Origin of the sequence: Roseibium salinum (genome assembly GCF_026240905.1) — a bacterium.
Lineage (GTDB): Bacteria > Pseudomonadota > Alphaproteobacteria > Rhizobiales > Stappiaceae > Roseibium > Roseibium salinum.
The window spans coordinates 25,829-49,131 of sequence record NZ_JAPEVI010000003.1; the positions used below are offsets into that span (position 1 = coordinate 25,829).

Genomic DNA, 23,303 nt, shown 5'->3' on the forward strand with positions numbered 1-23,303 from the left:
TGAGCAAAACCCGGCCGCAGCGGCCGGGTTTTCCGTTGTGCCTGTTGCTCCGGTCAGTCGCGCAGCTTGACGATCTTGTCGTCACGGCCCGACGGGGAATCGCCGTCCGGGCCGTCATCATCGTCGGAGACGGATCCGTCATCCAGATCGACCGGCTCGTATTCCGTCGGCAGCGGTTCGGTGATGCCGAGATCGGCCGCCGGGTCGTAATTCTCGGTCAGGCCGAGCTCTTCCGCCGGACCCTTGCCTTCCATCGCCATCTGGTAATTGATGATCACGGACTTCAGCTGAGCGATCTGCTCGTTGGCCGTGTCCATCTGGATCTTGTAGCGCTGCAGGCGCTTGTTCTCGTCGATCAGGTCTTCCAGGCTGTCGGCGTATTTCTGGTTCTGGTTGCGCTGATGGTTCAGGTCCGTCAGGGCCGAATTGTAGCGTAGGTTGATCTCCCGCAGCTTGGCCGTGGTCGCCATCAGCTCGTTGCGGTCCTTCTCGTGGTTCTTCTGGGCGCTGTCCAGAAGGTGTTCGATTTCCTGCATGCGCTTCAGGAGATCGCGGTTGCGCTCCTTCAACGCTGAATTCTCGCGGGCCATCTCCTGCAGCGACTGGGCGCCGATGCGCCGCTGGGACGACAGGTTTTCCACCTCCGAGTTCAGCGCATAGACTTCGTTGTCATGCTTGCGCTGCTCTTCTTCCAGCCGGGACTTGGCATAGGCCAGTTCCTGGTTGGCGACATCCAGGTGGGATTTCAGGTCGATATTCTCGTTGCGGAACTCGGCGAGCTCGCGCCGGCCAGCTTCCAGCTCGCTGGTCGCCTGATTGTTCTTGCGGACCTCGTCCTCCAGCAGCTTGGCGCTTTCGGAAAGGTTCTGCTGCAGTTCCTTTTCCCGGTGCCTGACCGCTTCCAGGTCGGCGCCAAGGTTTTCCGCGTGCTTCTCCAGCGTGTCGAACTTTGCCTTCAGGTCGTTGAGCTGACCGCCGAGCTCGGAGGCCCGGGAGTTGACCTCCACCAGCTTCGCGCTTTGCAGGCGGTATTCTTCGTTGACCTTCTTGTTGTTGTCGCGGATCGAGACGATGTCGTTGCGGGCCGATTCCAGCGCAGTGCGGGTTTCCGTCGAGCGCTTGCGCAGCGAGTGCACCTCCGCCTGTGCGTCTTCCAGCTGGTTGGTGAGCGTCCTGATCCTGTGCTGGGCATCGAGCAGATCCGTGGAGATCTTGGCGTTTTCCGATTTCAGCCGGACTTCGGTCTCGACGCTGGTGCGCGAGCCTTCCAGATAGTCCGCGATCATGCGGATGCTGGTCTGGCTTTCCGCGGCGAAGGCAGCCATCTGGTCGAAGGTCTGGTTGAGCCCGCCGATCCGGGATTTCAGCCCGTCCAGCTGGTTCAGCTTCTCCTGCATTCTCAGGGCGAAGGGCGACAGGTGCTCCACGTTGCTCGTGGATGAGGTGTCAATGGTTTCGTCCGCCTCGACCGTCTCGTCCGCTCCGGTCTGGCTGCCGGCTTCGCTCTCTGTCTCGACCCGCTGGTCCTGGTCAGCGCCCGGCCGCGAGGATTTCGAGAAAATGCCCATTCGTGTCTCCTGACTTCCGCACCGGCGCCGCACCGGTGAAAGATACGCAAAACGTTAACTCTTTATTAACCCATAAGCCTCGGGTGTTTCAACGACCCAGGGAGAGCGGTGGGCACGATACAACGCGAACCGGTGCTCCCAGAAGACAGATATCCCCTGCATTTTGCCGGATCTGCCGCTATGGTTAATCTGGAGCGGCTGCGGCCTGGGCGGAAAAGCGGGGCCGAGGGGATGAAAAACGGCTCGCCGCGTCCGGACCGGGACCGGGATTTTGCCCTGTTTTTCTTCAAGGGCGCGATTTTTAGCAATGAAGATGGAGCCGGATGCCTTCCCGCGCGTTGTTCTTGCGAACTGACGCGTGAGCGGAAGACCGGTCCGGAACCTGCCTTCGATCTGAGCGTGTGTTCTGACGGCTCTTCGCGTTGCGCGAAGTTTGCCCACAGGACTGCCCTGAGGCTGCCGCACGGCCGTCGAAGGATCGCCGCAGTCGCAGGGTTAGGTCGAACAGGACGAGGCAGGACTAAAGAGGTCACCTCAAGAGGGAAAAATGAAAACGAAACACTTGCGAAACTCAACTGCACTGGCCGTGGTCCTTGCCATGACCCTGCAGATGCTGCCGAACGCATCCTTCGCTCAGGAGAGGGAAGTTGATTGCGAAGCCAATCCGGAAGCCTGCGAGCAGCCTGCTCCGCCTGCAGAGAAAACCCCACCCGCGAAAGGCAAGCCGGCCGAGGAGGCGCCCCCGGCGGCTGAGCAAGCCCCCGAGGCGGCGGTGCCCGACAAGGAGCCCGCCAGGAAGCCGGTCCCCCAGGAGCCCGCCAAAAAGCCTGAAGCGGTGCAACCGGCGCCGGAGCAAGTAGCCCCGGCCGAAAAAGCACCGGTAGAAGAAGCGCCGGCGGAACAGGCCCCATCGACCATGGAGGCCCCCGAAGCGGCGCCGCCGCCTGTCGAGCAGCCTGCCGAGGAACCGGCGCCTGAGGAAACTGCACCTGTAGAGGAAGCTCCCGCCGAAGAGGTTCCTGCCCAAGAACCGGCCACTGACGAAGCCGCTCCGGCAGAGGAAGCTCCGGCAGAGGAAGCCCCCGCCGAAGAAGCCCCGGTAGAAGAGACGCCGGCGGAAGAAGCTCCGGTGGAGGAAGCCCCGGTGGAAGAAGCTCCGCCGACGCTGGAGGCTCCCGAAACGGAGCAGCCGGCGGAAGAGCAGCCTGCCGAGGAGCCGGCGCCTGAGGAAACGGCTCCGGCGGAAGAAACAGTCACCGACGAGGTACCTGCTGAAAAGCCCGCCGTCGAAGAGCCGGCCACTGACGAAGCCGCTCCGGAGGACGAGGCTCCTGCCGAGGAAACGGCGCCTGCGGCCGAAGAGGTTCCGGTGCCTTCGGAAGCCCCTGAGGAAACGACGGAGCAGTCCGCCGAAGAGCCTGCGGCGGAAGAAGCTCCTGCGGAAGACACGGCCCCGACGGACGAACAGTCTGCCGACGAGTTGCCCGTTGACGAGACCCAGACCGAAGAAACCCAGACTGAAGAAGCGCCGGCCGAAGAAACACCCACTGAAGAAACGCAGGTCAAGGAGCCCGAGGAGCTCAGCGAGCCGGCCAGGGCGCTGAAGGAAGAGACCGGCCAGCCGATGCAAACGCAGGCCGTTGAGGAGCGGTTGGAGCCCGCTGCCGTGGTGTCCGACGACTTCACCGAGGCGGAGCAGACCACGCTTCAGGCCCAGGAGGAGGAAAGGCGCGAAGATGCGCGTGACCATCGCCTGGAACTTCTCGGCGCGGCGGCCGTCGGCGTGGCTGTCGGTGCGCTGATCCCGGCCCTCGGCGGCAGGGTCGTCGAGGACCAGGGCGACCGGATCATCGTCGAGCGTGACGACGGCTATTACATCCACAAGGACGAAAGCAGCCTGTTGCGCTACGGTGAAGCCGAATTCCGCGTCGAACGGCTGAGCCATGGGCGCACGCGCGAAACGGTCACCCGCGTCGACGGCACCCAGGTCGTGACGATCTCGCGACACCGCCGGCTATGTCCTCTTCCGGTCCCGCATCCTGCCGGATGGCCGGGAATACGTTCTGATCGACAATTTGCACTACGACCCGCGGGACAGGTACTACGATGTGCCGGACTACAGGGTGGATATTCCGCGCGATCACTACATCGTTCCGGCCGGACAGGTGGGCTACGAGACGATCTACGAGACCTTCGCGGCACCGCCGGTGGTCCAGCTCGATCACGGCTATTCGCTGCGCCAGGTTCGCGAGAGCGAGGAAGTCCGCGACATGGTCCGCAGGGTTGATCTCGACACGATCACCTTCAGCTCGGGCAGTGCCGTGGTCCGCGAAAGCCAGGTCCCACTCCTGGAAGACCTTGCCCGCGCCTCGATCGCGCTGATCGAGCAGGATCCGTCGACCGTTCTCCTGATCGAGGGCCACACCGACGCCGTCGGTTCGGAAGTCTCGAACCTGGCCCTGTCGGACCGCCGTGCCGAGACCGTCGGCCGGATCCTGTCGGACGTCTATGACGTGCCGCCGGAAAACATGGTGATCCAGGGTTATGGCGAGCAGTATCTGAAGGTCGAGACAGAGGGCCCGGACGAACGCAACCGCCGCGTCACGCTCCGCAACATCACACCGCTGCTGAGCGCCAAAAAGCAGTAGGCGATGGATAGCTTCGGCGGTGCCAGCCACCGCCGGGGCCTTGCGGAGGATACAAGCACCGCGCTGCCACTCATACGGCAGCGCGGTTTTTCGTCATCTGATCTGTGCAGTTCGAATGAATGGAGTGTTCGCTGCGCTCACGCTGACGTCTGGGATCCAGAAATCATTCGCGCCGAAGGCGCGGCTTCAACTTCCAACCACAACAGGCGCGTTGCTCAGAGCCTAGCTGCACCGCGATGTGACTCAGATCCCGGAATTTCCACCCGGACCGGCCGCGGGCTTCTTCCGCCGGGTCAGTCGGAGGCTGACGATAAAGCAGATGACCGCGATGATCACCGCCAGCGCGGGAGCGATCGTAAAGGCGACGCCCATGGCAAGACCGCCGTCGCGGTCCGGTCCGTCGATCGCCACGACGATCGGGTAGATAACCACCACGGAGCCGATATAGCCGATCACCAACCCGGCGACCGCACCCAGAATAGCCCAAACCACCCGCATGACAGCCTCCCCGGCAAAAGTGCCTTTGGGGAGAGTAGCCTGCAACGGGAATTCGAGGAAGCGGATACGCGAGGCTGTGTCACAAACGCGGGCGGACATCCCGGGGCCAGTTCCGCGGCCACATCGCTACCAGCGTGGACGCATACTAAGGCACAGCCCGACCATCCCCGAAACGGTTATCCCCGACCAGCGCAACGCGATCGGAGATCCAAACCACTTTTCCGCAAACAGCTACCGGTTAAGATCTTCGTACAAGTCCCGCCAATCGGGATTGAACTCTTCAATCGCCTGGATCTTCCATTCTCTCCGCCAGCGTTTCAGGCGCTTTTCGCGTGCAATGGCGAGGTCGGGGGCCTCGAAGCTTTCGTAGTAAACCAGCCGGGTCACATCATACCGCCGGGTGAACCCGCTTGCGGTCTTCTCACGATGCTCATGAATCCGCCGGGCGAGATCATTGGTCACGCCGGTATACAGCGTTCCCCGTTGCCGGCTGGCCAGAATATAGACAAAGAACGTCATATCGTTTTGTTGCGTGGATTAGATCCCCGATCAAGTCGGGGATGACTCCGGAGCGGAGGTGGGGCCGTGCCGCATGTCCTGTGGTCATGGAGGGCGTTACGCGGCATCTGATCGTTTCCCAGAGCGGATGTACAAAGGCACGGCCGACCCAACCCCGAAGCAGTCATCCCCGACAAGCGGAGCGCGATCGGGGACCCATTGGATTCCAGAGCCGGTGAAGGGGAGCAGGGCCGGACGGTCTGCCACAGGTTAGCCTTCCTGCCGGTGGAAAGGGTGGATTAGATCCCCGATCAAGTCGGGATGACACCGGAGGGGGAGGCCGTGCCACATGTCCGGTGGTCATCGCGGACGTGACGTGGCATCTGATCGTTTCCAGAGCGGACGTACTAAGGCAGGGTCGAACCTGCCCGGAAAGCGGTCATCCCGCGCGAACCCGGTCAGGAGACGTGAGCAAACGAGCTTCTTTACCGCCCCGGCCGCCCGCTCTTCTTTGGCCGCCCTCGCTGGCGCTTCTCCTCCGCCGGATCCTCATAGGACCCTGCGCCGATCTTCTTGCGGGCAACCGGCTTGACCGGATCGTCGCCGCGGCCGAGCGGCACTTCCGTGCGGCCGACGGTCATTTCGTCGAGCGTGTTCTTGCGCACTTTCGCGCTCGGGGCCGGCATGGCGGTTGCGGGACGGCCGTGGGAGCCTTTCTTCGGCTTTGAGATGCCGCTGGCGCCTTCCTTCGAGCCGCCGGCGCCGAATTTCTTGTCGCCGCGATAGCCGCCGGTGCGGCCGTCGACGTCGGTCTGGCGGGCCATGGCGTCGTCGGCGACGGCGAGTTCGGTTTCCTGGAGGCGTTTGATCTCGTCGCGCAGGCGGGCGGCGGTTTCGAAGTCGAGATCGGCGGCGGCGTCGCGCATGCGGCGTTCCATGTCCTCGATATGGCTCTTGAGATTGTGGCCGACGAGGTTGCCTTCCTCCGCGAAGCCGGCATCGATGGTGACGTGGTCCTGTTCGTAGACGCTTTGCAGGATGTCGCCGATGGACCGCCGGACGGTTTCCGGGGTGATACCGTGTTCCTCGTTATAGGCGAGCTGCTTCTCGCGGCGGCGGTTGGTCTCGGCGATCGCGCGGTCCATGGAGCCGGTCATGCGGTCGGCATAGAGCAGCACCTTGCCGTCGATGTTGCGGGCGGCGCGGCCGATGGTCTGGATCAGCGAGGTTTCCGAGCGCAGGAAGCCCTCCTTGTCCGCATCCAGGATGGCGACCAGCGCGCATTCGGGAATGTCGAGGCCCTCGCGCAGCAGGTTGATGCCGACCAGCACGTCGAAGGCGCCCAGGCGCAGGTCGCGCAGGATCTCGATGCGCTCCAGCGTGTCGATGTCGGAATGCATGTAGCGCACGCGCACGCCGTTTTCGTGCAGGTATTCGGTCAGGTCCTCGGCCATGCGCTTGGTCAGCGTGGTCACCAGCGTGCGGTAGCCCTTCTGCGCCACCTCGCGGACTTCGCCCAGCAGATCGTCGACCTGGCTCGTGGCCGGGCGGATTTCCACCGGCGGATCGATCAGGCCGGTCGGGCGGATGACCTGTTCGGCGAAGACGCCGCCGGCCTCCTCCATTTCCCACGAGCCGGGGGTGGCGGAGACCGCGATGGATTGCGGCCGCATGGCGTTCCATTCCTCGAAGCGCAGCGGGCGGTTGTCCATGCAGGAGGGCAGGCGGAAGCCGTATTCGGCCAGAGTCGCCTTGCGGCGGAAGTCGCCCCGGTACATGGCGCCGATCTGCGGAATGGTGACGTGGCTCTCGTCGGCGAAGACGATGGCGTTGTCCGGCAGGTATTCGAACAGAGTGGGGGGCGGCTCGCCCGGCTTGCGGCCGGTGAGGTAGCGCGAATAGTTTTCGATGCCGGCGCAGGAGCCGGTGGCCTCCAGCATCTCCAGGTCGAACATGGTGCGCTGTTCCAGCCGCTGCGCCTCCAGCAGGCGGCCGTGCTGGTGCAGTTCCTCGAGCCGCTGCTTGAGCTCGGTCTTGATCGACTTGATCGCCTGGTTCAGCGTCGGCTTGGGCGTGACATAGTGCGAGTTGGCGTAGACTTTGACGCTTTTGAGCTCGCCGGATTTCTGGCCCGTCAGCGGGTCGAACTCGGTGATGGACTCGATTTCGTCGCCGAACAGCGAAATGCGCCAGGCGGTGTCCTCGTAGTGGGCGGGAAACAGTTCAATCGTATCGCCGCGGACGCGAAAGGTGCCGCGCTGGAAGGCGGCATCGTTGCGCTTGTATTGCAGGGCCACCAGGTCGGCGATCAGCTGTCGCTGGTCGATGCGCTCGCCGACTTCGATGGCGAAAGTCATGGCGGTGTAGGTTTCCACCGAGCCGATACCGTAGATGCACGACACCGAGGCGACGATGATGACGTCGTCCCGCTCCAGCAGCGAGCGGGTGGCGGAGTGGCGCATCCTGTCGATCTGCTCGTTGATCGAGCTTTCCTTCTCGATATAGGTGTCCGTGCGCGGCACATAGGCTTCCGGCTGGTAATAGTCGTAGTAGGACACGAAATACTCGACCGCGTTGTCCGGGAAGAACGACTTGAACTCGCCGTAGAGCTGGGCGGCGAGGGTCTTGTTGGGGGCCAGGATCAGGGCGGGGCGCTGCGTGCGCGAGATCACCTGCGCCATGGTGTAGGTCTTGCCCGATCCGGTGACGCCGAGCAGCACCTGGGTCTGCTCGCCCGTGTTGATACCCTCGACCAGTTCGGCGATGGCGGTCGGCTGGTCGCCCTTGGGTTCGTATTCGGATTTCAGGTTGATGGGCACGCCGCCTTCGGACTTTTCCGGCCGGTCCGGCCGGTGCGGCACCCACAATTCGCCGTTCTTGTGCAGCGGATTGCCGGATTCGATCAGCGCGGCCAGGGCCTCGACAGTCGCGGTTGCGCCCTGATCGCCGGTCAGTTCGCCGAACTTGCTTTCCGTCTTCTTCTTCTTGCGGTTTTCCTTCAGGTGCTGCTCGAGCTTTTCCGCCTGCTCCAGCGAGAGGTCGAGCCCGGCCACCGGGTTCAGCCCGCCGGCCGCGCGTTCGCGGGCGCTGTCCGCCTTGCCGATGGACGTGCCGCGGGCGGATCTGGCCGGTTTTTCCTTTTTGGCGGCGGCGCCCGCACGCGCCTTCGCAGTGCCCTTTCCCTTGCCGCCCTCTTGACCAGCGGGCTTCTCCGCCTCGTCGGCGATCTCCGCCGCCCAGTCGCTGATCGAGCCGGTGAGCGGCGTGCCGGAAAGCGGCCGTTGCGGCGCTTCGCCGAACCCGTCTGCGGTGCTGGTGTCGTCGGGATCTTGTCTGATGGGGCGTTTGCTCATGGGCGCAATATGGTCCGGTTCCGCGCGCGAGGAAAGGGGCCGGTTGCGGCTTTGTTCCGCTTTTTGCCACTTCCTGTCAGTCTCCTGACACAAGGTTGTCAGGAAGTGCGGCGGGCGCGGGCGGAAAACGGCTGCGTGGCCGGGCGGACGGGACGCGGGCTGCAAATCCCGTCCGGCCTTGAGACGGGTCCGGATTGCCGGGGCAGGGGGCCTTTTTGCCCAGCCATTCACTTATCTTGGGGGATCGGCTATCACTTGCCGGGAAAATCCATGGTTCCCGGGGATCAATGTCATGGAAGACATAAGCAAAGCTTATGCAGCTCTGCGCCGCTACAGCGTCGAGCTTTGCGCCTTCGTGCTGGTTGCCAGGCACGGTCAGCTGTCGTCGGCGGCCAGGGCGCTGAACCTTTCCCAGCCGGGCCTCAGCCAGCGGATCAGGAACCTTGAAATATCGCTTGGCGCCGATCTCTTCAGGCGGGTGCACAGGGGCGTGGAACTGACGGAGGTCGGGGCGGATCTCTACGCCAGCGTCGCGCCGCCGCTCACGCAGCTCGCCGAGGCATTCGAGGAGTTCCAGCACCGCAAGGCCAGTCCCAGCCTGCTGGTTTCGGTGGACTACGCGTTTGCCGCCTTCTGGCTGCTGCCGCGCATCGCAAAACTGCGGGAAGCGTTTCATCCCCTCGACATTTCGGTTCTCACGTCCCAGAACCCGACGGAACAGAACTCCCGCGACGCCGACCTGATCATCCGGATGGGCGAGGCAGGCAGCGAAGGCACGCGGTCCATCAAGCTGTTCGACGAAACGGTGTCAGCGGTCTGCAGCCCGGATTTCCTCAGGCGCCATCCGGATCTGAGGGGGCCGGAGGACCTGCTCAAGGTGCCGCTCCTGACCCTGAAGGCGCCGGCCAATGCCAACTGGTTCAACTGGAAGGAGTGGCTTGCCGGTTTCGGTGTCGGCGGCCGGGCGACGACGGAAGTCACCAGCCTGGACACCTACGACCTGGTCATCCAGGCCGCCACGGAGGGCATCGGCGTGGCCCTCGGCTGGCACGGGCTGGTCGACGGCCTCATCGAGCGCGGGACCCTTGTGAAGGCCATTCCCCACGAAGCGACCAGCAATCGCGGCTATTTCCTGACCGTCGCCAGCGGCAACGGCGCGAAATTCGCGGAGCGGTTCGCCGGGTTCGCGTGACGGGGATGAGTGCCGATCCGAGGCTGTTGGCTGCCGGGGTGGGACCTTAACTCCCAGGCGCTCACCAATGTGTCACTCCGGACAGGCGCTGATGGACTCATTGTTGAGCCGTCTTTTCAAAGACCGGCGCTCTGGAAACGAGTGGGTCCCGGGCCTCACTTCGTTCGCCCGGGATGACCCCTTGCCAAAGCCGCCGTCCGCTCACTCCCCGCGCGGATATCGCTGGCTCGCCTCGACCTCGTTCAGGTCCATGTGGTTGCGCATGTAGCGTTCGGAGGCCTTTTGCAGGGGCTGGTAGTCCCAGGGGAAATAGGCACCGTTTCGAAGCGCCTCGTAGACGACCCAGCGGCGGGCCTGGGACTGTCGGACCTCCGCGTCGAAACCGGCCATGTCCCATTTGCCGGCGACGGCATCGGCAAAGCGCGCGGCGACCCCTGCATGGGCCTGGTCGGCGGCGAGATTGGTGAGTTCGTGCGGGTCGTCCGCCAGGTTGAAAAGCAGCGGCGGGTCGAGTTCGCAATGGATGTACTTCCAGTCGCCTTCGCGGATGCCGACCAGCGGCGCGTAGGAGGCTTCCGCCGCGTATTCCATCAGGACGGGGAGGCGCGCGCCTCGCCCCGTGCCAGCGGCACCAGGCTTTCGCCATCGGTCCAGGGCATGATCTCGCTCATGTCGATGCCGGCAAGGTCGCAGACGGTCGGCAGCACGTCGAGCGTACTGACGGGAGTGGCGATATGCGCGGGCGCCAGGTCCTTGTCGGCGACCATCAGCGGCACGCGGGCGGAGCCCTCGAAGAAGTTCATCTTGAACCACAGGCCGCGCTCGCCGAGCATGTCGCCGTGGTCGGACACGAACAGGATGGTGGTGTCGTCCGCAAGGTCCATGGCCTCGAGTGCATGCAGGATCTCGCCGATCTTTTCGTCGAGATAGGTGATGTTGGCGAAATAGGCGCGGCGCGAGCCGCGGATGTCCTCGTCGGTGATGTTGAACTTGCGCCAGTCATTGGCGTCGAAGATGCGTTTCGAATGCGGGTCGTGCTCCTCATAGTCCATAGCCGGAACCTGAGGCAGCAGGTGCTCGCAGTCCTCGTAGAGATCCCAGTACCGCTTGCGGGCCACATAAGGATCGTGCGGATGGGTGAAGCTGACGGTCAGGCAGAAGGGCCGGTCATATTTGCCCCGGCCGTAATCGTGGATCTTGCGCACCGCCTGGAAGGCGACGTCGTCGTCATATTCCATCTGGTTGGAGATTTCGGCGACGCCGGCCCCGGTGACCGAGCCCATGTTGTGGTACCACCAGTCGATGCGCTCGCCCGGCTTGCGATAGTCCGGCGTCCAGCCGAAATCGGCGGGGTAGATATCTGTAGTCAGGCGTTCCTCGAGGCCGTGCAACTGGTCCGGGCCGACGAAATGCATCTTGCCGGACAGGCAGGTGGCGTAGCCGGCGCGGCGCAGGTGGTGGGCATAGGTGGGAATGTCCGAGGCGAACTCGGCCGCGTTGTCGTAGACGCCCGTGCGGCGCGGCAACTGGCCGGACATGAAGCTCGCCCGACCCGGCGCGCACAGGGGCGAGGCCGTGTAGGTGTTCTCGAACCTCACCGAACGGTCCGCCAGTTTCTTCAGGTTGGGTGCGTGAAGAAAATCCGCCGGACCGTCGGGAAACAGGGTCCCGTTCAACTGGTCCACCATCAGGATCAGGATGTTTTTCGGGTTGGTCATGGAGGCCTTCCTCAGTTGTGCCCGGCCAGGCGCAGAGGCCGGTTTGTCAGTAGCCATCGCGCAGGAAACCAGCCTTTTCCATAGAGAGTTCGTTATGCAAGGTATAACCGGTGCTTATGCGACCTTGCCCCTGCGGACCTGCCGCCGCAGGGCGGGCGGCGAAGCCGGGCGATAACCCGAACCGGGCCGGGCGGCGAAAGTGTTCCTTAAGTCAAGAACATGAAGACAGTCTGTCCGGCCGTCCGGACGCAAGTTCCGCCCAGTTGCTCCCCAAGAAGATGCGAGTGTTCCGGTGCGATCACGAGTGCCTCATCGTGCCGGCAGGCCACTGTTCGCGGCAACGAGTATTTTTTTTGATTGAGCAATCAATCAAAATCATTATGTTAAATCAGGTTTTCAGTTGCCGGGCATCAAGGAGGACGCATAATCTTTTTGTCCGCCAATAAATTTACGCGACGTAGCCTCAGCACACGCGAAGCCACAACACGCGAAGCCACAAGAAGGGGAACAGGGAAATGAGCATTCTTCATCATCCAACCAGACAGTCCGGTATAAGCCGGCGCAGCATCCTGCAGGGCGCGACGGCTCTCGGGGCCGCTGCCTTCGCAGGTCCGTTCGCGGTGGGCCCGGCTGCGGCGCAGCCCAAAAAGGGCGGGACCCTGCGCGTCGGGATCGCCGCCGGAAACACCAACGAGAACTATGATCCGGGCACCTGGGACAACGTCTATGTCCAGGTCTTCGCCACCGCCCGCCACGGCTATCTGGTGGAAATAGCCGCGGACGGCTCGCTGGTCGGCGAAGTTGCGGAAAGCTGGGAGGCTTCTCCCGACGCCAAGGAATGGACCTTCAAGATCCGCCAGGGTGTCGAATATCACAGCGGCGGCACGGTGACGCCGGACGACGTGGTGGCCTCGATCAACCACCACCGCGGCGACCAGAGCACCTCGGCCGCCAAGCCCTTCGTCAGCCCGATCACCGACATCAAGGCTGACGGTGAAACGGTCGTGGTCACGCTGGAAGCGGGCAATGCCGACTTCCCCTACGTGGTCAGCGACTATCACCTGCCGATCATGAAGTCCCAGGACGGCAAGATCGACCCGACGAGCAGCGACGGCTGCGGCCCCTACCAGGTCACGAACTACGAGCCGGGGGTGATCGCCGAACTGACCCGCAACCCCAATTACTGGAAGACGGACCGGGCCCATTTCGACGCCGTCAAGCTTCTGACCATCGTCGACCCCGCGGCGCGCCAGTCGGCCCTTCTCACCGGCAATGTCGACGTCATCGACCAGGTCGACCTGAAGACCGTCAGCCTGTTCGAGCGGTCGCCGAATGTCAGGATCCTGTCGACCACGGGCACCCAGCATTACACGTTCGCGATGGACACACGCGCAGCGCCCTTCAACGACAACAACGTCCGCATGGCCCTGAAGCACGCGGTCAACCGCCAGGAACTGCTCGACAAGATCCTGTTCGGCTACGGCTCGATCGGCAACGATCACCCGATCAGCCCGTCGAACCGCTTCTATGCGGAAGACCTGGAGCAGACCAGCTACGATCCGGACAAGGCGAAATACTATCTGAAGCAGGCCGGCCTCGACTCGCTGAAGGTGAAACTGTCGGCGGCCGAAGCGGCCTTCGGCGGCGCGGTCGACGCGGCGGTGCTTTATTCCAGCAGCGCGGAAGCTGCCGGAATTGAAATCCAGCCGGTGCGCGAGCCGAATGACGGCTACTGGTCGGACGTGTGGATGAAGAAGCCGTTCAGCGCCGTCTACTGGGGCGGGCGGCCGACGGAAGACTGGATGTTCTCCGTCGCCTACGCCTCGGGCGCGCCCTGGAACGACACATTCTGGGAGCACGAGCGCTTCAACGAGCTTCTCATCAAGGCCCGCTCGGAACTCGACGAGGCCAAGCGCGCGGAGATGTACCGGGAGATGCAGAACCTGGTGCGCACCGAGGGCGGCGTGGTCGTTCCGATGTTCGCCAGCTACGTGATGGCTCTCAACGACAAGGTCCAGCATCCCGAAACCGTCGGCGCCAACTGGACCCTCGACGGCTTCCGCGCCATTGAGCGCTGGTGGTTCGCGTAACAGGCGAGACGCCCGGTCACATCGACGTTCAAATCAGAGGGGCGTGCAGCTTTGCGCGCCCCTTCGTCATTTGGCAGACCTTCTCCTCGTCCTCCCGGCCAAGCGCAGCGCGCGCCGGGACCGGAGAGCCACGGGGCTTTCCATTTTGTCCGGGAGGTCTCGCCCCCGATCCCGGATCTCCGCTTCGCTTCGTCCGGGAGGACGATGGAAGGGTAGTGCATTGTCGGCAACTCAGAGGGAGGCGCGGCTTTGCGGGTCCCTCAGTCATGTGGCAACCCTTTTCGTCATCCCGGCCAAGCGTAGCGCGAGCCGGGATCGGAGAGCCACAGGGCTTTCCATTTTGTCCGGGAGGTCTCGGCTCCCCGATCCCGGATCTCCGCTTCGCTTCGTCCGGGAGGACGACGGAGAGGCAGTGGAAATTGCCTCTTGACCTGGAGTGCACTCCAACCTGTAGGTGAAGGAAATCGCCCTGTTCGGAGACAGTCATGCGAATTGGTGAACTGGCGCAAAAGTCGGGACTTTCGGCCGACACGCTGCGCTACTACGAGAAAATCGGCCTGATCCCGCGCCCGTTGCGTGACGGCGGCGGGCGGCGGGTCTATGACGCGGCCGTCCTCAGGTGGATTGAATTCCTGGACCGCCTCAAGGCAACCGGCATGGGCATCAGGGACCGGCTGCGCTATGCGCACCTGCGCTCAAAGGGGAACTCCTCCCTGACGGAACGGAGGAAATTGCTGGAAGTGCACCGGGTCAAGGTGGCGGGCGATCTGGCCCGGCTTGCCGAGACGCTGGATGTTCTGGACGAAAAGATCGATCTCTACAGAAGGATGGAAGCGGGCGAACCCGTCGATCCGGCCCTCGAAAGCTGCGCCCGGACCGAACACGGTGTGCCGCCAAGTTCTGGAAGTCCAATCCATGAGTACAGCACTGGAGCGCGGACGCGCCCTGACACGGAAGCTTAATCCCGACCTGGAAACGGTTCTGAGCGAGCGCTATGACGATCTGCTCCCCGATTTTGCCGAAAGCCTGATCGAGTGGGCCTATGGCCGGCACTACGCCCGGCCGGGGCTGGACCTGAAGACGCGGCAGCTTTGCACCATCGCGGCCCTGACGGTTCTGGGCGGGCAGACCGGGCCGCAGCTGAAGGTCAATATCGAGCACACGCTTGCCGCCGGGGCGGGCCGGGAAGAGATCATCGAGGCGATCTGGCAGATGGCGGTCTATGGCGGCCTGCCGGCCGCGATCAACGGGCTGAATGCCGCGCGCGAGGTATTTTCGGCGCTGGATATGGCCGCCTGAACGGGAAAGCCCGATGATGGGGAAGATCCCCGTCATCGGGCTTTTTTCAACACCGGTGCCGGTCAGGCGGCGGCGACATCCTGCAGGAAGCGGTCGATCCGCGTTGTGACATCGGAGAGTTGCCGGGTGGCGGCATCGGTAATGTCTTCGAGTTCCCTGGCCGACTGGCTGGTCTCGCTGGAGCCTCTGGAGAGATCGCCGATGTTTTCCGTCACACTGGCCGTCTGGCCGGCCGCCTGCGATACGCCGAGCGAAATCTCGGAGGTGGCCGCCGTTTGCTGATCCACCGAGGCGGCCATGGAGGCGGCGGTCTCGTTGACGGCTTCCATCATTTCCATGATGGCGCTGATCGCGTTGACGGCGCCGTTGGTCGCGTTCTGGATCTCGGAAACCTGGCTGGAGATTTCCTCGGTCGCCTTGGCCGTCTGGCCGGCGAGCGATTTGACTTCGCCGGCGACAACCGCAAAGCCCTTGCCCGCCTCGCCGGCCCGGGCCGCTTCGATGGTGGCATTGAGGGCGAGCAGGTTGGTCTGTTCGGCAATGTCCTGGATCAACTGGACGACCGCACCGATGCGCTCGGCCGCGGCGGACAGGCCCTTGATCTGATCGTTTGAGGTGCGTGTCGCATCCGCGGCCTCCTCAACCCGGGTCAGCGTGTCGTTCACCTGCCGGCCGACCTCCCGCACGGAAGCGGAAAGCTCTTCGGTCGCCGCGGCGATGGTCTGGACGTTCTGGCTGGCATGCCCGGAGGCGGTGCTGACGTCCTCGCTCTTGCCCGTCGTCGTCCTGGCGATCTGCGACAGTTGTTCGGCGGTCCGGTCAAGCTGCTGCATGTTGCCGGTGACGCTGGAAAGGGCGGTTTCGATATCCTCGCGGAATTCGGCGACAAGCGCGTCGACCTGCTGCTGCCGCCGGCGGACCTGTTCCTCGCCCGCCCGCGTCTCTTCCTCGAGGCGCAGGCGTTCGCGTTCGCGGTCGCAGAAAGTCGCCACCGCCTTCGCCATTTGACCAAGCTCGTCCTTGCGCCGCGCGGCGGGGAGGGAGAGATCGGTGTCGCCATCCTTCAACTTGAGCATGGCGTCGGTCAGGTCCTTGATCGGGCGGATGATCGCGCCGGAGAGCAGCACCACGAAGGCGATGCCCAGAAGAAGGGCGAGACCGAAGGTGACGACGATCTGCGTCTGAGCCGCTTCGCCGCTGAGGACAGCCGTTTCACCCGAAGTCGCGCTGATGGTTTCGGCCTCCTCCGTCAATGCTTCGGCGGCAAGCGCGAAGGCGGTCTCGCTGGCACGCAGCTCCGCCGTCGTGGAGACGACATCCGCAAATGTGGTGTCCAGCTTCGGCAAGGCGTCATGGCCTGCGGAGACGAGGGTCTTCAGCGGTCCGTTCAGAAGGTCCGCCAGCGCCTTGTCGGACGTATATTTGGCGGCCGATACCCTGATCTTGTCGAGATCGGCGAGCTGCGCCTGTGCTTCCGACAGATACACCTGGAACGTCGCTGCAGCCTTTTCGGAGGTCGTGTTCAGGTAGTCGGAATAGGCGCTGCGCACGCCCAGAACGCTTCGCGCGACGCTTTGCGTGTAGTTGGACAGAAGCGCGATGTCGGTGGTGGCCTGATCGAAGCTTCGCAGCTCGTCCTGCAACTCCACAATCGGGGCTTCAGCGGCATTCACGATGGTGCTTGCAAGACCGGTCAGTTCCTGAACGGCGGGCTGGAAAAGGGTTTCCCAGGCCTTGCCGGTGTCATCCGGGGTACCGGACTTCAGGTGGGCCTTGATGAGTTTCTCGAAGGCCTTGGAGGCCTTGCCCAGATCCTTGACACCGTCCTTGATCGTGTCGTTCTTGACCGCGCGCCGGACGGCTTTCGCATCCTTGTCCAGCGCGTCGATCCTCTTGCTCAGCTTCTCTGCCTGTGCCTCGTCCGGCTTGGCGGCAAATGCTTGGGCTTCCTGATCCAGGACGGTCGCCGCGATATGCATGTTGCTGAGCCGCGGAGCGACCTTGGAAAGCTCGTTCATCTTGCCTTCATTGGTCATCGCAATCGCGGAGCGGTAGGCGGTAAGGGCCTTGTAGTCCTGGAACGCCTTGTTGGTCGTGTCGACAAGGCCCGCCGTGAGTTCGTCAAGGCCGGCAACCGCGCCGTCACGGTCGCGGCGATGCTGCACGAGAGTGGCAAAACTGGTGTCGAGATCGGCAACGATGGCGGCCAGGGGCCCGCCGGTCTCGTGCCGTTCTTTTGCAAGGCGGCGTGTTCCCTCAGAAATCGATGCAATCTCCGCACGAACGGCGTCGGCCGCGTCGCCCGTAGCATCGCGGCTGAAGGTCTGCGCGTCGGTCAGAAGCTCCGGAATGTTGCCGAGAAGCTCATTCGCGGCTTTGGCGATCGTGACCGAGTCCTGCACTTTGGAAGCGGCCGTCAATCCGCTGGCGCCGACACCGGCAGCGCAGAGCAGCATTGCGCCGAAGCCGATGCGCAACTGGGTCTTGACCGGCCAGTCGAAGAAAAATCGCTGGCGTGAAGCCTCGCTCCTGCGGGCGGCTTCCGGTCCTGGGTTTGCAGTTGCTCGTTTTCCGAGAGGAAGTTTTGGAAACTTCATCTTTTGCCTTCTCCGGACGTTGTTCTTCCGCAGGCATGATGACGTCGAAGGCTTAAGAACTCCCAAAGGAAAGCATCAAAGGTTGCACGGGGTGCCAAGAAAAACGGCCAGATATTGTGCGGTTTCCGAGAAATCCTGTGCGGCAAGCCGAAATATTGGGCATACGCTTGAGTGGCGCCATTCCGATGAGCAGATTCACCTGCCCGGATACATGCCGCCGTTACTGCGTGAGGTGCATGGGATTTCTCTCCGGCGTCCTGCCTGCCACGGTGGACAAATGGCTGTCGAGCGCGGACTGGAGGCGGCCGGTTACGGACTTGTCGGTGGCCGGATTGCAGGCAAGGGAGAGGTCGATTTCTCGGATCGTGTAGACGTTTTCGATCTCGACGCCCTCCTGCTTCGCCACATAGGGGGCGGACAGCAGTCCGCCCAGCCACAAGCGGGTGTTGCCGGACTTGAGCACTTTCAGGTTCAGGTCATCATCGTCCACCAGCACGAGTGCGGGATGACCGGCATTCTGCACTTCCTGCGTGCTGGTCCAGCCGCCCACTGCACCGGTGGGAAACCTGAAGCTGTCTTGCATCGACGAGATGGAAATATTGCTTTCCTTCAGGGCGAAAAACGCAAAGCCGTCGATCTGCAGGGGTCCGACCCAGGTGAAGTCCGGCTCGCGGGCCGTCGTGCGCCACAGCGCCATGAAGCAGCTGCCGGCATGGCTGCGCACGTTCATGAGGCCACGCCTGAACGGCCACAGGCGCAGTTCGATCGAGATACCGGCATCTTCCGCAAGTTTCCGGACCAGATCGGTGACACGGCCCGAAATCCGGCCGCTGTCGTCGAGATGATAGAAGGGCTTGTAGTTTTCCGTGTAGATAACGAGTTCCGGTTGTGCCGCCCTTGCCGGGGCTAGGAAAAGGACGCCTGAGCAGAACAGCGCTCCTGTCAAAACTACGTATTTGAGAATGCGCATGAAAGTTCTGTTCGCCTTTCTTCGACGTTGCTTCGTCCGGAATCTTCTCTTCTTCTTGGAGACCGTAGGGTACGGACCCATAAAATTTAGTGCACTGGTCGCTCTGGGGCGGACCGTATTCAAGGCGCGAAGGCGCAGGAAACCCGGCCGGTATTCAAGACTTCGCAACGCAGGAGACGGTCCGTCCCAGAGCGATCCGAAGGACGGCAAAACGGCTGTGAGCGGCAGCGTCAAAGCCCTTGGCCGATGCACAAGCATCGACCTGCGGACTTTTCCTCCCCGCTCCTTGCCGTTTTGACGCCAGTGCATTCAATTTTATTGGCCCGTACCCTAGGGTCTGTGGACATTTAGCGCAATGCGATGATTGTTGCTGCCAGGTTCCATGAGGCTTGATAGCTGGCATCGGTCTTGTCGTATCTTGTATTGATCCCTCTGAACTCTTTGATTTTGCTGAAATAGTTTTCGATCAGATGACGCCACTTGTAGGTTTCTTCATCGTGGGGGATGTGGACGCGACGATTTGTTTTTGCCGGAATGATGGCTTGTGCTTCGCGAGTATCGAGGTTTTCACGCAAAGAATTGGCATCGAATGCTTTGTCGGCAAGCATGGCGCCAAAATCCAAACTGTCGATCAGGTCTGGCACACCAACGATTTCACTGCGCTGGCCGGGCAGCAGCTTGAAGCGCACCAGATTGCCTAACGCATCGGTGAGGGCCAGAACCTTGGTGGTTAATCCGCCTTTCGAGCGCCCGATGGCCTGATTGAGAGTCCCCCTTTTGCGCCACTCGCTTTCTGATGGACGCTGATGATCGTGCCATCGACAAGAACATATTCAAAGTCGGGATCGCCCGATACAGCTTCGAAAAGTCGCTGAAATACACCGCGTTGGGCCCATCGGCGGAAACGCCGAAACACACTGTTCCATTCGCCAAACCCAGGTGGGAGATCTCGCCACGGGCCACCAACGCGCACCTTCCAGAGCACTGCTTCCAGAAACAATCGGTTGTCCCTTGCTGTCCGGCCTCGATCCCGGATACTGCCGGGCAGCAACGGTTCTATGATCGCCCAGCTCCGATCCGAGATGACAAAACGTTCGCTGCGCATGAGAGCCTCCTCAAAAGGAAGCTTGAATCACAAAAATGACGATCTGGGAATCCTATATGTCCACAGACCCTAGAGCCCGTGTGTTTAAGAAAGGTATCTTGTTTGGCGTAAAATCTATTCAGCCTCCCGGCCGGTCGGAGTGACCGAGATCCCTGTCCGGCCAGAGCAGATCGCGCAGACGCTGTTTCAGGACCTTGGCTTCGGGAAAGCCGCCGTCCGTCTTGCGGTCCCAGACCGGCTGACCGTCGCAGGTGATGGTAAAGATGCCGCCCGTCCCCGGAACCAGCGTGACTGCGCCGGTTTCTTGCGAAAAACTGGACAGGATTTCCTGGGCCATCCATGCCGAGCGCAGCAGCCAATTGCATTGGCGGCAATAGGTGATGATGATATGGGGGTGGGAACGCTCGTCATGCCGCCTGGCTCCTCATTTCAAACTCCTGCGCTTGTGCCACAATCACCCGACCCTTTTCCAGACGACTTGCCGATCCGCATTCGCGAAGCCTTCCGGGACCATCCGGACCTGCGGGCAATCTGCGGCCCGCCGCGGCACGCGGTTCCGCAGGCGGGCCTGACAAATCAGGTCTACCGGCTGGAAGCCGGAAACGGCGACTATTATCTGCGCCTGCCGCGCGCACAAACCGCCGACAGCATCGACCGGCAAGCCGAAGCGCGGAACCTTGCCCTGGCAGCGGCTCTCGGTCTGGCGCTGCCACCGGTCTACATTGACCGCGAGACTGGTATCCTTGTCACCCGGGCGGTGGAGGTGCTGGCCGAGACACCTGCCGATCTGCCGCAGCAACTTGGTACTCTCCTGGGAAGACTTCATTCCTCGGGCGCCGCGTTTGCCGGCGAGCTTCATGCGGACAAGGTCTTCCGTGCTGAGCGGGAGGGTCTGGATCAGCTGTACCGGGATGAGATCGATCTTCTCGAACAGGTCTTTCGGTGGAGCGCGAGCGGCGCGAACAGCGGTTCCGCCGAGCGGCTCGTGCCGAGCCATGGCGATCTCTCGCCGGGGAACTGTCTTGCCGTACCCGGCGGAATCCGGCTGATCGACTGGGAATATTCGGCCATGGCGGAACCCGCCTGGGACCTGGCCTATGCCGTTCTCGAACATGGTTTCTCAAAGGCGCAGGAGCGAGCCTTCCTCGGCGCCTATCGCCGCGCCACCCCGGCGGCAGCTTCGCTATGCCCCCCGCCTGATCGGCTCGAAGCCATGAAGGCCAAATGCGATGCCGTGTCGGCGCTCTGGGCCTTCGCGCAGGCGGCAAGGGGGAGGGATGCGGACCTGTTCCTGTCCTTCGCGCAGGGGCGCCGCGATCGGGCCCTTGCGCGGATCAAGGCGGTCAATTGACGGTGCCGGGCCTCGTCTCGGGGTCCGCCAGGCACTGAGTATAGGCTGTGCGCATGCGGCTGAGCAGGGCCTGGTTCTCGGGCTCCTCGTTGAGCGAGGTCCACAGGTCGTCGGCCTTGAGTTGGGCGAGGGTGCAGGTGCAGGCGGCTTCACAGATATCCGGTGAGCCAAGACTGTCCTGGCACGCGACCTTGCAATTGCGGAAAAAGGCGCGCTCGGCCCGGTCCAACTCCGGCGTTACCAGCGTTGCCGACCAGACAAGTCCGTAAAGCACCGGCTGGTGCAGCAGATAGATCGACAGGGAATGGCGCCCGACCAGTCTGGTGAAGCGGCCGAACGGGTCGCTCAGCTGGAAGACCGACAGCCTTTGCCAGATGCCTGAGGTTCGAAACAGCTTTGACACGGCAAGACCGGCAAGCGTAACCCCGGCCCAAGGGGTGAGCGGCACGTAATCGACGCTGCCGTAGTCGGGGGTGCCAAGGCCCGTCCAGAGCCAGAGCTGGCCGTTGAAAACGAAGGAACGCGCCCAGAGCGGCAGGGTGAGGACGAAGGCCGCCGCCGCCGCGGCGATCCAGGCCTGTGCACGGACGAAGGGCAGGGCAACCAGGCTGGAGGCGGCGATGGAATGCAGGATGCCGAAGCGGACGAAACTGTCGCCGAACGTGAAATAGGTGGCGAGAGAAACGGCTCCGGCCGCGGCAACGATGATCGCCAGCCGGCGCAGGAAGGCTTTCCAGCGGATGCCCTTGTGGTGGGCCAGGTCCAGGCTGATGCCCGCAAGGAAAAGGAAGCTGCCGGCAATTGCGGCAGCGAATGTGCGCCAGCCGATGCCCTGCGCCACCTGCCAGTCGACAAAGCCGAACCAGGAGAGGTCCCATGACAGGTGATAGACGGCCATGGTCACGACGGCGAAGCCGCGGGCGAAGTCAAGCACGGCCAAACGTGCTGACGGCATTGCATCAATTCTCATGGACGTCGTTCCGTTTCCTGACCGTTATCCCATCGGCGCGCGGCGCCGAACGATCGGACATCCCGGCCGGATGGGTCAATAGTCAATGAGAATTGATTTGAATGGCTTTTTTGCGCCGGGGCGGATGAGAACCGGCCGGCCCCGGCGGAAGGATAGGGTGCGGACCCTAGTTGCTGAAGGCGACAACCAGTGTGGTGATCAGTGCCGTGGCGGCGACCATGATGCCGACGAATGGCCATGGGGATGGCCGGTGGACGGAAAACACATCGCGGTTCGCCGGGTCTTGCAGCATGCCCTAATCTCCATAGGTCCCACCATCATTTGGCAAAGAGTGCTGCAACCAGGGTGTAACGAAAAGATGGTAAATCAATTCTTAACCCGTTTTCCCAAGAAAATCATCAAGTTGTGGAGTAGCCGGTGAAGTCGCCCATAGGGTATTGACGGGCCGAACCTGTTGGAACTTTAGGTAAAAAAGCTGTGGGGGCGGAGTATCTCGCCCTTTAATTGCACCGCGCCGGCTTCCACCGGGCGCGCCGGCGGCTCGCTGGAAAACGCCGGTTTCGTCCGGTTGGCACTGGCAAAGCGATGAAATGCTCTACAGATCCAGCGCGTCGAGGCCCGCTTCCAGATGATCCGGCAGCAGCGGCATGCCGAGCAGGTATTTGGCTGTGGAGCCGACCGCCCGTTCACGGGCTTCGTCGACGGCCTGCTCGAAATCCTCGGGGTCGAAATCGCCTCTGCCGATCCACGTCACCGCGACCAGTTCAGCCGCCTCGTCCACGTTGAGATCCTCTATCAATTCGCGCAGCTCTTCGTCGGACAGGTCGTCGTTTTCCTCTTCGGCAAGGCCGCCGTGATTGTGGCTCTGCTCCAGCGCATCGGCATCGAATTCCACGTCGCCTTCGTGGCCGTCTTCAAACGCATCCTGAAGGGAGGACGCGACCGAGCGGGCTTTCTGCGCCAGCAGGCGGATCGTGTCTGCCGATAGTGTGAGGTTGACGTCCATGGCTGCCTCCGACAAACCTGTTGTTTCTTTATCGATCCACTTTGCGTCATTGGCAATGGTCATGATGCGAAATCCTGTTTCCGCGCGGCTCAAGTCTTGACAGGGGTTTTCCCCGGTATTCTTGTTCGATCAACGGCGCTTGGGTTAATCGACCGGCTTTCCATGTCGTCAGGCATCAACAACCTTGCGATCGATGAGGCCTGTCGCTTTACTTGTCGCACGCACCACTTCCTGTCCTTGACCCGGATCAACCGGCTTTCATCTGGTGTCATTTGAAGGCCGGGAATTCGTTGGTTTTCCGATGCCTGAGCCGGCGGCCGGCATCGACGTCAATGCAGCAGTCTGCCTGTGCTCCGGCTGGCAGGTCATATCGTCCGGGCAACTGTGGGCAGACCTCTTTCACCGGCGGCGGACCGGGCACCTGAGGCCCGGCCTCATAC

General features: G+C 62.7%; 17 protein-coding genes and 2 pseudogenes. 7 read left to right on the forward strand and 12 right to left on the reverse strand.

What is annotated here, in order from left to right; genetic code table 11:
- Window positions 1-53: 53 nt before the first annotated feature.
- Window positions 54-1,568 carry a coiled-coil domain-containing protein gene (locus ON753_RS04520; RefSeq protein WP_265961380.1) on the reverse strand — a complete coding sequence of 505 codons (1,515 nt, stop codon included), beginning with the start codon at window positions 1,566-1,568 and terminating at the stop codon, window positions 54-56.
- Between the two features lie 547 nt (window positions 1,569-2,115).
- Here ON753_RS04520 and ON753_RS04525 point away from each other — a divergent pair.
- The gene (locus tag ON753_RS04525; protein WP_265961381.1) at window positions 2,116-3,855 is read left to right on the forward strand and encodes a hypothetical protein; all 1,740 of its coding nucleotides are present in this window, start codon (window positions 2,116-2,118) and stop codon (window positions 3,853-3,855) included.
- Window positions 3,839-4,216 carry an OmpA family protein gene (locus ON753_RS04530; protein WP_265961382.1) on the forward strand — a complete coding sequence of 126 codons (378 nt, stop codon included), beginning with the start codon at window positions 3,839-3,841 and terminating at the stop codon, window positions 4,214-4,216. The genes ON753_RS04525 and ON753_RS04530 overlap by 17 nt, the downstream gene beginning before the upstream one ends.
- Before the next feature lie 243 nt (window positions 4,217-4,459).
- On the opposite strand, the gene ON753_RS04535 is transcribed toward ON753_RS04530, so the two are convergent.
- The 3 genes and pseudogenes from ON753_RS04535 to uvrB all read right to left on the reverse strand — a co-directional run.
- Window positions 4,460-4,714 (reverse strand): hypothetical protein, encoded by a 255-nt coding sequence (locus ON753_RS04535; protein ID WP_265961383.1) that lies wholly within the window; start codon window positions 4,712-4,714, stop codon window positions 4,460-4,462.
- 231 nt (window positions 4,715-4,945) lie between these two features.
- Complete coding sequence (locus ON753_RS04540) at window positions 4,946-5,233, reverse strand: GIY-YIG nuclease family protein (RefSeq protein WP_265961384.1); 288 nt, start codon at window positions 5,231-5,233, stop codon at window positions 4,946-4,948.
- 464 nt (window positions 5,234-5,697) lie between these two features.
- A pseudogene (gene uvrB, locus ON753_RS04545) lies at window positions 5,698-8,154 on the reverse strand (excinuclease ABC subunit UvrB); the annotation flags it as partial.
- Window positions 8,155-8,857: 703 nt separating this feature from the next.
- On the opposite strand from uvrB, the gene ON753_RS04550 reads away from it, so the two are divergent.
- The gene (locus ON753_RS04550) at window positions 8,858-9,757 is read left to right on the forward strand and encodes a LysR substrate-binding domain-containing protein (protein ID WP_265961387.1); all 900 of its coding nucleotides are present in this window, start codon (window positions 8,858-8,860) and stop codon (window positions 9,755-9,757) included.
- A 201-nt stretch (window positions 9,758-9,958) separates the two neighbouring features.
- Here ON753_RS04550 and betC read toward each other — a convergent pair.
- Window positions 9,959-11,475: pseudogene (betC, locus tag ON753_RS04555) on the reverse strand (choline-sulfatase).
- 515 nt (window positions 11,476-11,990) lie between these two features.
- Here betC and ON753_RS04560 point away from each other — a divergent pair.
- The 3 genes from ON753_RS04560 (at window position 11,991) to ON753_RS04570 (ending at window position 14,864) form a co-directional block, all read left to right on the forward strand.
- Window positions 11,991-13,565, forward strand: a complete 1,575-nt coding sequence (locus ON753_RS04560) for an ABC transporter substrate-binding protein (protein ID WP_265961388.1) — start codon at window positions 11,991-11,993, stop codon at window positions 13,563-13,565.
- A gap of 485 nt (window positions 13,566-14,050) precedes the next feature.
- Complete coding sequence (locus ON753_RS04565) at window positions 14,051-14,527, forward strand: MerR family transcriptional regulator (protein ID WP_265961389.1); 477 nt, start codon at window positions 14,051-14,053, stop codon at window positions 14,525-14,527.
- Window positions 14,481-14,864: a carboxymuconolactone decarboxylase family protein gene (locus ON753_RS04570; protein WP_265961390.1), complete on the forward strand. Its 384-nt coding sequence runs from the start codon at window positions 14,481-14,483 to the stop codon at window positions 14,862-14,864. The genes ON753_RS04565 and ON753_RS04570 overlap by 47 nt, the downstream gene beginning before the upstream one ends.
- A gap of 62 nt (window positions 14,865-14,926) precedes the next feature.
- Here ON753_RS04570 and ON753_RS04575 read toward each other — a convergent pair whose 3' ends face one another.
- From ON753_RS04575 to ON753_RS04590, 4 genes are all read right to left on the reverse strand, one after another.
- Window positions 14,927-17,461, reverse strand: a complete 2,535-nt coding sequence (locus ON753_RS04575) for a methyl-accepting chemotaxis protein (protein WP_265961392.1) — start codon at window positions 17,459-17,461, stop codon at window positions 14,927-14,929.
- A 220-nt stretch (window positions 17,462-17,681) separates the two neighbouring features.
- Window positions 17,682-18,431 (reverse strand): substrate-binding periplasmic protein, encoded by a 750-nt coding sequence (locus ON753_RS04580; protein ID WP_265961393.1) that lies wholly within the window; start codon window positions 18,429-18,431, stop codon window positions 17,682-17,684.
- Window positions 18,432-18,778: 347 nt separating this feature from the next.
- Window positions 18,779-19,536 (reverse strand): IS5 family transposase gene (locus tag ON753_RS04585; RefSeq protein WP_265961394.1). Its coding sequence is split into 2 segments (ribosomal slippage): window positions 18,779-19,194 and window positions 19,194-19,536, totalling 759 coding nucleotides; the frame shifts between segments, so codons are not numbered across the junction.
- Window positions 19,537-19,654: 118 nt separating this feature from the next.
- Complete coding sequence (locus tag ON753_RS04590; RefSeq protein ID WP_265967062.1) at window positions 19,655-19,924, reverse strand: Rdx family protein; 270 nt, start codon at window positions 19,922-19,924, stop codon at window positions 19,655-19,657.
- A gap of 90 nt (window positions 19,925-20,014) precedes the next feature.
- On the opposite strand from ON753_RS04590, the gene ON753_RS04595 reads away from it, so the two are divergent.
- Window positions 20,015-20,887, forward strand: coding sequence for a phosphotransferase (locus ON753_RS04595; RefSeq protein ID WP_265961395.1), 873 nt, complete (start codon window positions 20,015-20,017; stop codon window positions 20,885-20,887).
- Here the strand turns inward: ON753_RS04595 and ON753_RS04600 are convergent.
- From ON753_RS04600 to ON753_RS04610, 3 genes are all read right to left on the reverse strand, one after another.
- Window positions 20,880-21,857, reverse strand: coding sequence for a heparan-alpha-glucosaminide N-acetyltransferase (locus tag ON753_RS04600; RefSeq protein ID WP_265961396.1), 978 nt, complete (start codon window positions 21,855-21,857; stop codon window positions 20,880-20,882). The genes ON753_RS04595 and ON753_RS04600 overlap by 8 nt on opposite strands.
- 166 nt (window positions 21,858-22,023) lie before the next feature.
- Window positions 22,024-22,149 (reverse strand): hypothetical protein, encoded by a 126-nt coding sequence (locus tag ON753_RS04605; RefSeq protein WP_265961397.1) that lies wholly within the window; start codon window positions 22,147-22,149, stop codon window positions 22,024-22,026.
- Between the two features lie 303 nt (window positions 22,150-22,452).
- Window positions 22,453-22,926, reverse strand: coding sequence for a DUF3775 domain-containing protein (locus ON753_RS04610; protein WP_265961399.1), 474 nt, complete (start codon window positions 22,924-22,926; stop codon window positions 22,453-22,455).
- Between the last annotated feature and the right edge of the window lie 377 nt (window positions 22,927-23,303).

What these genes read in the sequence shown, in the direction of transcription:
- ON753_RS04520 (WP_265961380.1), bottom strand. Translation starts at nt 1,568, where the DNA reads ATGGGCATTTTCTCGAAATCCTCGCGGCCGGGCGCTGACCAGGACCAG.
- ON753_RS04525 (WP_265961381.1), top strand. Translation starts at nt 2,116, where the DNA reads ATGAAAACGAAACACTTGCGAAACTCAACTGCACTGGCCGTGGTCCTT.
- ON753_RS04530 (WP_265961382.1), top strand. Translation starts at nt 3,839, where the DNA reads ATGGTCCGCAGGGTTGATCTCGACACGATCACCTTCAGCTCGGGCAGT.
- ON753_RS04535 (WP_265961383.1), bottom strand. Translation starts at nt 4,714, where the DNA reads ATGCGGGTGGTTTGGGCTATTCTGGGTGCGGTCGCCGGGTTGGTGATC.
- ON753_RS04540 (WP_265961384.1), bottom strand. Translation starts at nt 5,233, where the DNA reads ATGACGTTCTTTGTCTATATTCTGGCCAGCCGGCAACGGGGAACGCTG.
- ON753_RS04550 (WP_265961387.1), top strand. Translation starts at nt 8,858, where the DNA reads ATGGAAGACATAAGCAAAGCTTATGCAGCTCTGCGCCGCTACAGCGTC.
- ON753_RS04560 (WP_265961388.1), top strand. Translation starts at nt 11,991, where the DNA reads ATGAGCATTCTTCATCATCCAACCAGACAGTCCGGTATAAGCCGGCGC.
- ON753_RS04565 (WP_265961389.1), top strand. Translation starts at nt 14,051, where the DNA reads ATGCGAATTGGTGAACTGGCGCAAAAGTCGGGACTTTCGGCCGACACG.
- ON753_RS04570 (WP_265961390.1), top strand. Translation starts at nt 14,481, where the DNA reads ATGAGTACAGCACTGGAGCGCGGACGCGCCCTGACACGGAAGCTTAAT.
- ON753_RS04575 (WP_265961392.1), bottom strand. Translation starts at nt 17,461, where the DNA reads ATGAAGTTTCCAAAACTTCCTCTCGGAAAACGAGCAACTGCAAACCCA.
- ON753_RS04580 (WP_265961393.1), bottom strand. Translation starts at nt 18,431, where the DNA reads ATGCGCATTCTCAAATACGTAGTTTTGACAGGAGCGCTGTTCTGCTCA.
- ON753_RS04600 (WP_265961396.1), bottom strand. Translation starts at nt 21,857, where the DNA reads ATGAGAATTGATGCAATGCCGTCAGCACGTTTGGCCGTGCTTGACTTC.
- ON753_RS04605 (WP_265961397.1), bottom strand. Translation starts at nt 22,149, where the DNA reads ATGCTGCAAGACCCGGCGAACCGCGATGTGTTTTCCGTCCACCGGCCA.
- ON753_RS04610 (WP_265961399.1), bottom strand. Translation starts at nt 22,926, where the DNA reads ATGACCATTGCCAATGACGCAAAGTGGATCGATAAAGAAACAACAGGT.